The sequence below is a fragment of the Xenorhabdus sp. SGI240 genome (assembly GCF_040081915.1).
In the GTDB taxonomy this organism is placed as follows: Bacteria; Pseudomonadota; Gammaproteobacteria; order Enterobacterales; family Enterobacteriaceae; genus Xenorhabdus; species Xenorhabdus bakwenae.
The window spans coordinates 93771-107449 of sequence record NZ_JBEBMB010000028.1; the positions used below are offsets into that span (position 1 = coordinate 93771).

15 protein-coding genes are annotated in these 13679 nt (G+C 41.1%); 13 read left to right on the plus strand and 2 right to left on the minus strand.

Going from position 1 to position 13679, the window contains the following annotated elements:
- Positions 1 to 100: 100 nt before the first annotated feature.
- Both pyrE and rph read right to left on the minus strand, forming a co-directional pair.
- Entirely contained in the window at positions 101 to 742 is a 642-nt protein-coding gene (gene pyrE / locus ABLA76_RS07495; RefSeq protein WP_348987449.1) for an orotate phosphoribosyltransferase, read from the minus strand.
- A gap of 118 nt (positions 743 to 860) precedes the next feature.
- On the minus strand, positions 861 to 1604 hold the full coding sequence (gene rph / locus ABLA76_RS07500) for a ribonuclease PH (protein ID WP_285808966.1): 744 nt from the start codon (positions 1602 to 1604) through the stop codon (positions 861 to 863).
- A 124-nt stretch (positions 1605 to 1728) separates the two neighbouring features.
- On the opposite strand from rph, the gene ABLA76_RS07505 reads away from it, so the two are divergent.
- The 13 genes from ABLA76_RS07505 (at position 1729) to ABLA76_RS07565 (ending at position 13589) form a co-directional block, all read left to right on the plus strand.
- Positions 1729 to 2592 (plus strand): YicC/YloC family endoribonuclease, encoded by an 864-nt coding sequence (locus tag ABLA76_RS07505; protein ID WP_285808968.1) that lies wholly within the window; start codon positions 1729 to 1731, stop codon positions 2590 to 2592.
- 188 nt (positions 2593 to 2780) lie between these two features.
- Entirely contained in the window at positions 2781 to 4052 is a 1272-nt protein-coding gene (locus ABLA76_RS07510) for an integrase arm-type DNA-binding domain-containing protein (RefSeq protein WP_348987450.1), read from the plus strand.
- Entirely contained in the window at positions 4049 to 4747 is a 699-nt protein-coding gene (locus tag ABLA76_RS07515) for a hypothetical protein (RefSeq protein WP_348987451.1), read from the plus strand. Before ABLA76_RS07510 ends, ABLA76_RS07515 begins: the two co-directional genes overlap by 4 nt.
- Positions 4748 to 5251: 504 nt before the next feature.
- Positions 5252 to 5488: an AlpA family phage regulatory protein gene (locus ABLA76_RS07520; protein WP_348987452.1), complete on the plus strand. Its 237-nt coding sequence runs from the start codon at positions 5252 to 5254 to the stop codon at positions 5486 to 5488.
- 139 nt (positions 5489 to 5627) lie between these two features.
- Positions 5628 to 6467 (plus strand): hypothetical protein, encoded by an 840-nt coding sequence (locus ABLA76_RS07525; protein ID WP_348987453.1) that lies wholly within the window; start codon positions 5628 to 5630, stop codon positions 6465 to 6467.
- A gap of 23 nt (positions 6468 to 6490) precedes the next feature.
- Positions 6491 to 7510, plus strand: coding sequence for a P2 family phage major capsid protein (locus ABLA76_RS07530; protein WP_348987454.1), 1020 nt, complete (start codon positions 6491 to 6493; stop codon positions 7508 to 7510).
- Entirely contained in the window at positions 7507 to 8028 is a 522-nt protein-coding gene (locus ABLA76_RS07535; RefSeq protein ID WP_348987455.1) for a GPO family capsid scaffolding protein, read from the plus strand. Before ABLA76_RS07530 ends, ABLA76_RS07535 begins: the two co-directional genes overlap by 4 nt.
- A gap of 72 nt (positions 8029 to 8100) precedes the next feature.
- On the plus strand, positions 8101 to 8610 hold the full coding sequence (locus tag ABLA76_RS07540) for a host cell division inhibitor Icd-like protein (protein ID WP_348987456.1): 510 nt from the start codon (positions 8101 to 8103) through the stop codon (positions 8608 to 8610).
- Positions 8611 to 8612: 2 nt separating this feature from the next.
- Positions 8613 to 8831, plus strand: a complete 219-nt coding sequence (locus ABLA76_RS07545) for a hypothetical protein (RefSeq protein WP_348987457.1) — start codon at positions 8613 to 8615, stop codon at positions 8829 to 8831.
- Entirely contained in the window at positions 8831 to 11545 is a 2715-nt protein-coding gene (locus ABLA76_RS07550) for a DUF927 domain-containing protein (protein WP_348987458.1), read from the plus strand. The genes ABLA76_RS07545 and ABLA76_RS07550 overlap by 1 nt, the downstream gene beginning before the upstream one ends.
- A gap of 291 nt (positions 11546 to 11836) precedes the next feature.
- Complete coding sequence (locus tag ABLA76_RS07555; protein ID WP_348987459.1) at positions 11837 to 12049, plus strand: ogr/Delta-like zinc finger family protein; 213 nt, start codon at positions 11837 to 11839, stop codon at positions 12047 to 12049.
- Positions 12050 to 12662: 613 nt separating this feature from the next.
- Complete coding sequence (locus tag ABLA76_RS07560; RefSeq protein ID WP_348987460.1) at positions 12663 to 12884, plus strand: type II toxin-antitoxin system prevent-host-death family antitoxin; 222 nt, start codon at positions 12663 to 12665, stop codon at positions 12882 to 12884.
- A gap of 153 nt (positions 12885 to 13037) precedes the next feature.
- The gene (locus tag ABLA76_RS07565; protein WP_348987461.1) at positions 13038 to 13589 is read left to right on the plus strand and encodes a hypothetical protein; all 552 of its coding nucleotides are present in this window, start codon (positions 13038 to 13040) and stop codon (positions 13587 to 13589) included.
- Positions 13590 to 13679: the final 90 nt, after the last annotated feature.

Here is a 13679-nt window from a genome sequence, read left to right on the forward strand (position 1 = left end):
CATTTCTACTACTCACCCCGCCCATCCTTGGGCGAGGGATTTTTTTCGCTCAACCCAATTCATAGGTTATAGGTTACTAACGAGCCACATTTTCCAGCCATCAAATACCGTATTCTTTGCGATAAGCTTCCACCGCTTCCAAATGGGATTGCATCTCTGGATTTTCGCGTAAATAACTCACCAAATCACTTAAAGTAATAATAGAGAAGACCTGACAATGGTAGTCATGCTCAACTTCTTGAATCGCCGAAAGCGTTTCACGCCCACGTTCCTGACGATCCAGACACAAAATCACACCGGATAACGTTGCGCCATGTTGTTTAATGATTTCCATCGACTCACGAATCGCCGTACCTGCGGTAATGACATCATCCACCACCACAACATTACCTTGCAGAGGGCTACCAACCAATGATCCACCTTCGCCATGATCTTTAGCTTCCTTGCGATTAAAGCAATAAGGCATATCAATATCATGATGTTCAGCCAATGCCACTGCGGTAGTGGTTGCAATCGGGATGCCTTTATAAGCCGGTCCAAACAGCAAATCGCACTGAATTCCGCTATCTAGCAACGCAGCTGCATAGAAACGACCAATCAACGCCAAGTCACGTCCGGTATTAAACAGGCCCGCATTAAAAAAGTATGGGCTTTTGCGACCCGATTTCAGCGTAAATTCGCCAAATTTCAGCACCTGTTTTTCCAGTGCCAGCTCAATAAATTCGCGCTGATAGGCTTTCATTGGCGTTTCTCCTCTTTGATCTCTTGTCATTCATTACTATTTATTACAGGTAAACTTATTACAGGTAAATTTATTGCAGATATAAAAAAGGCGACTCTTCAGCCGCCTGATTTATTTATTATTTTAATGGATCTTGTTCTAACACATCTCGCTGCGCTTTGAAAATCGTATCCAATCCCTCTTTGGCCAATGAGAGCAGTGAGAGCAATTCATCATGGCTGAACGGTTCACCTTCTGCCGTACCCTGCACTTCAATCATTCTGCCATCATCCATCATGACGATATTCATATCAGTTTCAGCCGCAGAGTCTTCGACATATTCCAGATCACAACGTCCTTCACCCTCAACAATACCAACAGACACTGCCGCAACCATTGCTTTTAGTGGGCTTTCTTTCAGTTTGCCCTGCGCAACCAGCTTATTTAGGGCATCGACCAGTGCCACACAAGCGCCAGAAATAGCCGCAGTACGAGTACCGCCATCCGCTTGGATCACATCACAATCCAGCGTAATCGTGAATTCACCCAGTTTTTTTAAGTCGATGGCAGCACGTAATGAACGAGCAATCAGGCGTTGGATTTCCATCGTGCGGCCTGTTTGCTTGCCTTTGGCAGCCTCGCGTGCATTACGGCTATTGGTTGCCCGTGGCAACATGCCGTATTCAGCGGTGATCCAGCCTTGCCCCTGGCCTTTCAGGAAACGGGGAATTCCTTCTTCAACGGAGGCATTGCATAACACTTTGGTATCCCCAAATTCCACCAGAACAGAGCCTTCCGCATGTTTGGTGTAATGACGGGTCATTTTAATAGGACGCACCTGCCCTGCTGACCTTCCCGCTGGACGCTTTCCTACTAAGCTCATAGTGTGATCTCCGTTGTTCGTACATTTTAGGGGCGCATTATACGGCCTAAAGCGGCGAATGCCTATCCTGCATCTACACGGAGCGCTATAATCCGCGCATCATTTTATAAATTGGGAACGAATTATGATCCGTAGTATGACTGCTTTTGCACGGAGAGATATCAGGGGAGATTGGGGTAATGCAGCGTGGGAACTGCGTTCTGTCAATCAACGTTACTTAGAAACCTATATTCGCCTGCCAGAGCAATTCAGAAGCCTTGAACCTGTCATCCGTGAGCGCATCCGTTCCCGCCTGACGCGCGGCAAAGTGGAATGTAACCTGCGTTTTGAGCTGGATACCCTTACCCAGGGTTCTTTGATTCTGAATGAAAATCTGGCAAAACAACTGGTTGAAGCAGCAAACTGGGTTAAACAGCAGAATAATGAAGGTGAAATTAATCCGGTGGATATCCTGCGCTGGCCGGGCGTGATGTCTGCCGAAGAGCAGGATTTAGATGCCATCAGTACACAATTGCTGGCGGAATTAGATCTGACGCTGGATTCTTTTATCCAGAGCCGTGAGAGCGAAGGACAAGCGCTCAAGACACTGATTGAACAACGTTTAGATGCGGTAATTGTAGAAGTGGCTAAAGTTCGAGAACAAATGCCGGCAATCCTACAATGGCAGCGCGAGCGCTTACAGTCCAAGCTGGAAGAAGCACAAATTCAGTTAGATAATAACCGCCTTGACCAGGAGCTAATTTTATTAGCCCAGCGTACTGATGTAGCAGAAGAGTTGGATCGTCTGGATGCCCATGTCAAAGAAACGCGTAATATCCTGAAGAAAAAAGAAGCCGTCGGCCGCCGACTGGATTTTATGATGCAGGAATTTAACCGCGAATCGAATACATTGGCTTCAAAATCAATTAATGCAGATGTGACGAATTCAGCGATTGAGCTGAAGGTACTGATTGAACAGATGCGCGAGCAGATTCAAAATATTGAATAGTATTTCTTAACGATTCACAACATATCACAAAGCCAGAAGATACCTTGTATTGACTGGCTTTTTTACTATCAGAGCATTGCAGAACGAATCACAATAGCGCATGATTATCGGGTACACCTAGGTGTACACCTAGCTATTACGAATGTGCTTTAGGTGTACCCACCCATTTTTATATTGGAAATTGCACAATGCCAAAGCTCACAGATAAACAAATAAGAGCATGGATAAAGTCAGGTGAACGGTTCGAAGGGAAAGCGGACGGTAACGGCTTATATTTATGCTATAGAGAAAACTATCAGCACCCTGTTTGGCGATTTAGATATAAATTTGCAGGGAAACGTCGTGCCGTCCTGATAGGCTCATACATTGACCTATCACTATCAAAAGCAAGGGAGCTAACCAGAGAGCTATCAGCGCGTGTTTCTTTGGGTTATGACGTTGCTATGGAGAAACAGGAACGCAAGGCCGAAGCACTGGCAAAGATTGATGCCGAAAAGAACGCTATAAAGGTATCAGACTTAGCAGCAGAATACTTCGAGCGCCAGATACTACCACGCTGGAAACACCCCGACATACTCCGCAGACGAATAGACAAAGATATTAATCCTCGTATCGGCAATATGAAGATCGAGGATGTGAAACCCCGTCATATTGATGAAATGCTCAAGAGTATTGTAGATAGAGGCGCACCTACTATAGCAACAGATGTTCTACGGTGGATTAGGCGCATATTTGATTATGGTATTAGGCGTCAGCTCATTGATGTAAACCCCTGTTCAGCATTTGAGGTTGCGGACGCTGGCGGGAAAGAAGTATCACGCGATAGGTGGCTAACCAGAGAAGAATTGATCATTTTGCTCAGAACGTTCAGAACATCCACAATCAGCCGCCAGAATGAAATCAGTTTTAAAATACTGCTTGCTCTATGTTTGCGCAAAATGGAGCTATGCGCTGCTCGTTGGGAGGAATTCGATTTTGCTAATGGTGTTTGGTATTTCCCAGCAGAGCGTAGTAAAAACGGTGATGCGGTAGATATTCCTCTATGTCCACAAGTTATCGATTGGTTTATGGAATTAAAGGCTATGGCTTGTGGTAGTCAATACGTTCTGCCAGCTAGGAAAATGCAACATCGCATGATCCCACATATTCAGGAAAGCACTCTACCCGTTGCGCTTGCCAAAGTAAGACGAGAACTGCCACCTGATATACCTAACTTCACTATTCACGACTTTAGACGAACCGCCAGAACCCACTTAGCCGCGTTAGGTGTTGATCCGTTTGTGGCTGAACGTTGCCTAAATCATCGAATAAAAGGCGTTGAGGGCATCTATAACAGACATGATTACTTTGATGAACGCAAAGCCGCGTTAGCTCAATGGTGTGATTTTCTGGTAGCACTGGAGAAAGGCGAGGACTACAACATTACTCCAATAAAACAAATTAAAAGGAAATTTGTATGACAGTACCTGAAATTGATGTATTAAAATTATTTGCCTCACAAGGAACTGCTACCCCTAATGCTGTAGCCCTTTCAATCTATGGTTTAGACCCTTATACATCAATGACAAACATACCAGAGGAGTATTTAAAAAATGTTCGTAATGTAAGAGGTGCTATCTTAAGTAATTTGAACGCCCTCAGCTTGTTCCGAGAAAAAAAAACTCATACAAATACTGTCATTGATTCGGATATTGTGTTTGGTGCTGCATATCAATGCCTGAGCTTAATAGAAAATATCCCAGAGGCCATTGCGTCAAGAATAGAGCAAGCTGTAGACAATATATACAAAGAGCACAAAAAAAATGGTGGATGGGAAGAATACATCAAGATCTTTGGTGGACGAGCATTAGTTGAAAAAATTGCACTACAGAATAAAAAAGGCCAGGGACAATACCGAAAAAATGATGAGCAAAAAGGAACTTCCAAATTAATCGGGCTGCTTGTATTACTGCTTCAGGAAAAAAGCATAAACGGCTGTCAGCCATCAGACCATTACGGCGCAATAGGCGATCCCATTAAACAACACATCTACAATGACATCAAAGAGTTAGTTAAGAATATGAAAAAGCCTGATTTTTTAGTGGGTGTTGGGAGAACCACATTCTTTAATAAACTAAGCGATGCTGATTACTATTTAAATGGACAAGATGAATAGTTAGCTTACTAAACAATAAGCGGTTAAATCATCATAAACCTGCATGAGAATATTATTGCTTACAAAGTAAGCAATAATGACGAATGATGATGAATAGTGATGGGCAATAACGGGCAATAACGGGCAATAACGATAAATATTGCTCAGTTTTATTTGGTTTTATTTGGTTTTATTTGGTTTTATTTGGTTTTATTTGGTTTTATTTGGTTTTATGCAGTCTTAGCCAAAGTATGACATGGGATTGTCATTATTTGCCAACTCTACTCACTATCATTATAAAAAACTCAATAACATATTGATATTTATATATTATTTTTATTTTAGCTATGATCTTTGAAATTCAATTATTAGCCTAATTTTTCAATGGATTAAAAAAAGTTTTAGTGGATTTTATCATTCTTTTAATGGATTACATTCTTAGTGGATATAGTGATTCTCAGCCTCTAGAATGCTCTCAACACGTCACAGAAGAGATAGGCATAACATAGGGAGGCTAGAGGCAGCATGACGAAGCAGAAAAATCCACGCATGAAAAATACAAGCCCATACCCTGAGATTGGCAATGCACGTAAACGCCATACGGCTGATTTTCTGGGTATATCTGACTCAACGTTGCACCGTTGGGTTAAAGATAAAAAGATACCGCAGCCTTTTGAGTTAGAGGATGGTTTCTTTGTCTTTGATGCAGCGGAAATACGTAAATGGGTAGAAAATAAAAAATCATGCAGAGAATCAATATAGCTATATAAATTTAGTTATAGATTTATTTTAATGATAAATTAAATTCCATCTCAAATAAATAACAAACCAAAAAACATCAATTAAATAAAATAGATGTTGAATTTATACGCCTATATATAACCGAAAAAGGATACAGGTTATGAATGAAGTATCATTCTACAAAGATGAAAATCTATCATATATATTTAATTACAAGTTCATACCGTTTGAAGAGAACGGCAAGGATACTGGGTTTATGATTCGAACTATCGAATTATATAAACTGGCAAAGATGAAACATTCAATTAAAAAATTCACTGAGCTAACCGGATTTGAATTTGACAATATTATTCCCTCTGTAGAGGAAATAACACTCCTCATTAAAAGAGGGCGAAGTGTTGTATCGAGTTATTCAAAGTTTCCCGAAAAAGAGGAAGCTGAACTGAAAAGGTTGATTGATATATTAAATAACGCTCAAAATGGTAAAATAAGCAAACCTGCTGGTTATCATCTCAGTACCCGAGTTTGGGTTACTGACATGCATCGCGAAGTAGAAAGAAAAGAAGACTCTATTAAGAGTGATAAAGACAAAATAGCGAAAATGAATGGTCTCTATGGTTTGTTATATCCGGTTATTGAATGGTTGTTTTCTGAAAATACAAAGGGATTTAAAAAAGAACTATTAGAGACCATTCCCAGAGAATCAGTGTATTTGAATTCGTTATTGTCAGGAATAGATTGGGAACATAGTCGGGCATGTAAATTAATTATATCAGAGATGGATAAGTTAGAGAGTTGTGTTAATAAAGTTATTGGGAAATGTACTATCCCAACAGATAAATATGAATTAAAGCGTACCCCAGCTTATATAGCTGATTACTATAAAAATTATTATAGCAATGATAACGATAACTTAAAGATTGCATTAACTGCTGATGAATACGTTCATGCTATGGTTAATGCTAAAGAAAGAGTTCAATATAAAATAAGCTTCATGTAATTATAAAATATAAGGAAATAACCATGTATATAACTGCCATTCCAGACGTGGCTAAAACTTTTCATGCCAATTTTACCCGTGGGGCTGAGTATTCCTCTAGCAATAGTGATACTTTTTATATTTCTCCAACATCTGAAAATTTATTACGCGTAGCTATTTCAGATTCAAATTGGTTTTTAAATAAATTAACGTTAGCGGATGCTACCCAAGAAAATGGCGACACAATTAGTTTAGGTGATAATACCCTCCATACGGGAAGAATCCTTGACGGACGATTCCATAAACGCGCCAACATGGAAAGTACGCCTTATGCTTTAGAAGAAACAGATACCTGCGCTGCAATTTCTTATGAACAAATGTCACTGATTGCCAACAGTGGCAGTGGTGATGATGAACATTTTACTCAAATAATGTCTGATTTGTTTTCTAAAACAGTATCGTTAGACATGATTAGAGTTGGCTTTAATGGTGAATTCTGTGCGTATCCGACACAGCCCGATGTATATAAACGCGGGCAAGATGTTAATCGGGGTTGGCACGCAATAGCGAAAGAATTTAATCAGGGTTCACAAGTGATCACTGATAAAATCGTCTTAGGAAAAAATGGAAACTTCCCTAATTTAGATGCTATTGCAAATTATCTTATCACCAAGAAAATTCCTGAAGAGTTCCGCGAAGATCCTCGCTTAGTGGTATTAGTCGGTTCAGAACTGGCGGCGCTCTATCGGGAAAAGTTATTTAGTGCTTCAGATAAGGCGGCAGATATTCAAGCCAGTCAAATGGCACTCAGTACCATTGCGGGACGCTTTGCACTCATTCCTCCGTTTATGCCAGGTCGTCGATTGGTTGTGACTACGCTAGATAATTTGCATATTTATACGTTAAAAAACAGTCGACGTTTCCGCGCTGAATTTGTTGATGACAGAAAAGTCTATGAGCACAGCTACTTGCGTTATGAGGGCTATGGCTTAGGAGATACCAACCTTTATGCGGCTGTTGATGAAAATGCGATCCACATTGAAGAGGGAGTATTTTCGCTATGAGTGAATCGCATTTAATGACCACTTGGATTTGTGTTGCAACTGAGGGGCAAACCGTCGATAGGCGTGTTATCGAAGCACAATGGCTGACAGAAATTGCAGAAACCTACGATACCAATTATTACACCGCGTTAATCTGGGAAGAGCATAACCGCGACCTTGATAATTTAGGGGAAGTGCTCGCCGCTCGGACAGATGTCATTGATGGAAAAGCACGGCTCTACGTGCGATTAAGACCGAATCTAAAGCTCATGGAATATAACAGGCAAGGGCAAAAATTATTTTGCTCTATCGAAGTTGAAGAGGATTTTCAAGGTAAGGGTATCTTTTATTTATTTGGTCTTGCTGTTACAGACAGTCCTGCGAGTGTCGGAACCGATAGATTAAAATTCAGTATTAACCGTTCTCACTTTTCCCGCAAGAAAAGTAAGTTTTCGATTAGTTCTCCGATAGCCTTTAATCTTTCGGCTGGACTTAAAAATACGAAGAATCGTTGGTTTACCGCAATCTCCGCAGGTTAACGCTTTTGCCCAGTTTAGGCTGGGCTATTTTTCTTATCCCTATCAACTTCGCAGTTTAAGCCGATTTTAATCATGAAAATAAAAAGGTTGCATCCGTCTGAACGGTTGAGCTATATTGGAAAAACGTTAGCAAAATCTAACGTCAGGCGTGGAAACCTGAATATTCTAGCGGCGACAGTAGACGCCCAATACGTCTTTTTTTGTGTCGTAAATGCCTACCTGATGGCGAGTTATGCCTATCTGAATTCAATGGTGGCGTTGTCGGAGCACCTGAAAAGGTGGCTGGTATCCGTTAGAGCCAGTATTTCCACCTCTGATAACGTCACCGCCCCTATTGAGCGTGGAAACTCTGGCGGTGATTGTTTCAATCATCTAACGGAGATCATCTTTATGATGGCAGTCCCGACCCAAACTCAATTTAAATTTCTATTCCTGTGCGTAAAACGTTCTGATATTACCGCTAAACCCTGCCGTATTGAGGCTACCGCGCTCAATGAACACAACGCAAGAATGCTGCTCATTCATGATTTTGTTCTCTCGTTTGCAGGTCGCATACCTATGCAACCAAAGAGAGAGGATTGATCATGAAAAGTACTATCCATAAAAATACCGTCATTTCAGCTAACGCTGAAAAACAGCTATTAAGAGTGGCGCTAATGACAGAATGCCTCGCTGAATTATTAAATAACGGCGCTGGTAAGTGTATTTCAAGCGAAGGTATGGCAGCAGTCATGGAGTGTTTATCGGAAAAAGTTGAACTCATTATTGAGGAAAGTAGCTTAATGAATAGGGATATTAAATAATGAATAATCAAAACTATCCAGACGCATCAACGATGCCAACAAGCATACCTACTGTGACGGATATCGTTAAGGCAGCCAACGGGCGTTGGTATTATATTTTAAGCAATTTAGGCGTATCTGTACCCGAAAATCATAGGCACGGTGCTTGCCCTAAATGTGGGGGCAAAGATCGCTTTCGGTTTGATGATAAAAACGGTAAAGGAACGTGGTTTTGCAATCACTGTGGTAGCGGTGACGGACTCGATTTAATTAAATTGGTGACAGGTCAGGATATTAAAACAGCATGTTTTGAAATCAATAAAATACTCCTCCTGCCTGAATTTAAAAAAATAACGCCAGCCAGAATAAAAAAGGCTAGCGCACAAAAAGGTATCGAGTTATTTGAAAAACTGAAAGGTTTATGTCTTTCAGGGGAAAGCCAATATCTCTCAAATAAAGGCTTAACCAATCATCAATATTTAATTACTCAGCAACAATATACACAAGGCGAAATGATTTTTCCAATTGGATCACTTTTATTGCCATTAGTTGATAACCAAGTTTCAATTAAAGGCGGACAATTAATCAGCCCGAAAGGGGAAAAGAGCCTGTTATCCGGTTCTGCGCTTTCAGGCTCATTTATTGTTGTCGCTGATGAGACGGATACAAATATTGAACAGGTTGTGATTACAGAGGGTTTTGCCACAGGGTTAAGCCTGTCAAAAGTGATTGACGCTTTCATCGTGGCGGCTGTGGCTGCCACTAATCTGGTCAAAGTAGCGCAACAGTTGAGAGAACGGTGGCCACAGGCAAAAATCATTATTGCCGGTGACAACGATTTTATTGATGGCAAGGAAAATACGGGCAAGCTCTGGGCAGAAAAAGCGGCTAAGGCGGTAGATGGCTGGGTCACATTGCCACCGACTCACTATAAAGCGGATTGGGATGATTACCGACAAGAAAACAGTGATAACAAGGTAAAAGAGGCTTTCTTTGAAGAAATGACCTACTGCGGAAAAGATAAAACCTATTTACCGCAAGGTTTCCGACTGACTCAAGAATATTTATGGTATGACAAGCTCGTCAATAAATCGGATGGTGATACCGAAGTCAGGAACATTAAAATTAGTAGCCCGATAAAAGTGACAGCAATTACCTGTGATGCGGACAGTAGCAATTACGGACGTTTATTAGAATGGGAAGATACTTACGGTAATTGCCGTAAGTGGGCTATGCCGATGGAAATGTTAAGCGGCAGCGGCGAGGAATTACGCCGGGTGCTTTTGGTCAACGGACTATCCTATATCAATATCTCAGGACAGGCGCGGGCGCACTTGATGGAATATATTTCGCTATGCCGTCCAGAGAGAAAGGTCACTTGTGTCAATAAAACCGGGTGGCACAGTAATGTATATGTTTTGCAAGATGAAGTTGTCGGCACCGGCGCGGATTCCGTTATTCTTCAAACTTCCAGTGTCCAGGGGAAAGACTTTAGAGTATCAGGCACAAGTGAAGAATGGAGAGAACATATAGGCAAATATTGCATAGGAAACGCAAGGCTGGCCTTTTCCGTGAGTTTAGCCTTTGCCTCATCATTGCTGAAATTAGTCGGTGTAGGTGGCGGTGGCTATCACTTAAAAGGTGAATCCACGGATGGTAAGACAACCACAATGAAAGTGGCGGCGTCTGTCTGTGGCGGAACAGATTACTGGTATACCTGGCGAGCAACCGGCAATGCACTTGAAGGTACAGCCTGCCGCCGTAATGATGCAACATTAATGCTAGACGAAATCAGAGAAGTTGATGGGCGTGAGGCAGGTAACATTGCCTATATGCTGGCAAATGGTCAGGGTAAAGCCAGAACGAAAACTGATGGAAGTGTCAGAGAAACCAACCGCTGGAATTTACTTTTCTTATCAACAGGGGAACTCTCTTTAGTTGAACATGCAGCAAATGCGGGTGAACGCACTTATGCCGGTGTTGAAGTTCGTATGATACAAATTCCGAGTGATTCCGGTAAACACGGTGTATTTGAAGAATTGCACCAGTTTACCAGCGGTAAATCACTGGCTGAGTATCTTGAACACGCCGTGACCAAATATCATGGCTCGCCGTTCCGCGATTGGCTGAAATACCTCACTAATGACCTGACGTTTATTTCAGGAACGGCTAAGGCTTTATTGAAAGAATACACCGCAAAAATGATGCCAGAGAATGCAGGTAACCAAGTTGGTCGCGCAATTACTCGTTTTGCCCTTGTTGCTATGGCAGGAGAAATCGCAACAAGGGCAGGGATTACAGGCTGGCAACATGGGGAAGCGTATGCAGCGGCTGAAAAGTGTTTAGCGGCATGGATGAAAGAACGCGGACACACCGCAAATCAGGAAGACATTACCGCGTTGGAGCAAGTGACCGATTTTATCTCACGTAACCAATTCAGCCGCTTTGCGGATTGGTACGATGAGAATAGTCGTCCTATCAATATGATGGGCTTTCGTCGCGTTGAAAAAGGCACTGGCAGTCAAGATCCCACTGTTCAATTTTATGTTTTATCCTCCGCATGGAAAGAGATATGCAAGGGCTTTGATTCGCGCAAAGTTGCCCGTTTGTGTGTTGAAAAGGGTTGGTTAGAAGCAGGTAAAGACGGCAGGATCCAAACGAGTATTCGCCTACCAGAAATAGGGCTTAAAAGGGTTTATTTATTTAACAGTGACGTCTTAGGCTCTGCCGAATAATCGGGATAAAACTGACTGTCTTATATTTAATGTGTAACAGTGGTAACACTGGTAACAACCAGTTATACCAAGGCTTACCGCTGTTACCAGTCAATTTTTAGGAGTGGCAACAACTGGTAACAAAAATAGGCTGTTACCACTTGTTACCAGTGCGTTTTTTGGAGTGGTAACGCATTAATCTCTTTTAAATCAACGCTGTTACCAGTGTTACCAGTGTTACCACTGAAAATAGAAAGGTATGTATTAAATTGGCTTTATTCTGGCAGGCAATTGATGTGAGGGTTATCGACAATGAGAGTATTAAAAGTTTATTGCCCAGAGTGCAGCGAGCAGGCAACAATCAAAAAAATTAAAATGGAAGGATTGGATAACATACCGGAGATTTACTGTTGTTGTAATGATGTTGAATGTGGTCATACATACGTTTTAACCCTGAGTTTTTCACATTCTTTACGCCCTAGTAAGTTGGTACAAGATCCAAGTAATCATGTATTGAAGTTGTAGTCACCTGAGAAATAGCATCAATAATTGTCTGGAGCAGAACGCTAACAGTGCAAATAAATTTTTCACACAATTTCAGTTTACATTTCCTCCTACCCCGCATAAACACTGACTTTTTAGTTTTTATGTTGGGTTTCCTACCAAGTAAAAATCTCACGTAAAATAGAAAAATTATTTTATTTCAAATAAATACAAACCACTCCCCAAAGTGGAGCTGGATAAGAAACTGAAATTTTCTGAAATTCTTTTCACTCATTTCAGTTTGATATTTTTCTCACAACGCCAGTACGGGTGCGGTATGGCGATTCCTTTTGTAGAATTTTAAAACTGAAAAAACTTTTTGATCCAAAACGTGCAGGCGGGTGCGGTGTAGTCCGTTTTACGTGGGGTTTACGTTTATTTCGTGGGGATTACGTGGCGTGGGCGTGATGTGGTGAAGTGATCCAAATGAACCCATCTAGACCGCAAAATTATATCTGCGTAGCTTAGAGTGCGATTGGTTGCGTTGTATGAGGACGTAAAAAAGACCACGGTTAAAGGTGAGCTGTACCGAGATCTCTTTTGTTGATTACACTGAATGAAATGTACAAACTATGGACATATTCGGAGGTAAATTATGCGTACATACACTTCAACTCAAGCCGGTGCTAATATCGAGGAAGTACTGGATACAGTAGCTCACGGCGAACCTGTTGAGATTATTCGTCGAGATGGCAGCTCAGCAGTCGTTATCAGTAAAGCAGAATTCGATGCTTGGCAAAATGCTAAACTGGATGCAGAGTACGATTCGATTATGCAACGTCACTGGCATACGGTAGAGGCGCTAACAAACCGATAATATGGATCAGCGCACAGGAAGTTATCGCTTTTCATGACCGTATATTGCAACGGCTTCCCGATCCAGCACCGAGGCGATAATGAATCGGTAATTACTGGACACAATCACCAAACTCACATCATTTTTAAGGCAAAAAACAGAACGCGGTGAAACATGCCATATCAAAGCCTTTCATTACATGAAGTAAAATGCCTCCGCTATCTTGTTGAGCACTATATCTTAACTATTGAGGTCAACAAATTAACAATTGATTGGGCAGAAGCTCTAATTGTGTCAGGCTATGATAGTAATAATGCTTATATTCTTGCGTCATTCTCATTAGATAAGAAGGTTGAATCACATGAGGTAAAGCACTATTTCAATCTTCTTTGTGAAGAACTTGATTCAGACGATGTAAATCTAGAACAATCACTTTTTTGTTTAATCAAGCTAGATTTTTTACGTATTGCTAACGCTACGGATGCAGACTCACAAAGTTGTACTTTGTCTGAGCTAGTCCATCAATGGTATGACAGTAACAATTATATTCTTAAAAAGGTGCTAACCTATTGGAATCATATTTTTTATTATCATTATGATTATTTACGTGATACTGAAGATAACAACCTAGAAAATGAAGAGAAATCGTTTATAGCTATCAAGTCTGATGCAGTTAGATTTTACCGTCTTTTTTCTCAACTAGAAGAAATGAGAGTACCAAGCTAACTTCTTTAAGAAGTTAGCTTATCAAGTGAAAAATATTTTACGGTTGCTCTCGGTTAGTTTGACCGTCAGGGGTAAAAGCGTAGATAGCTT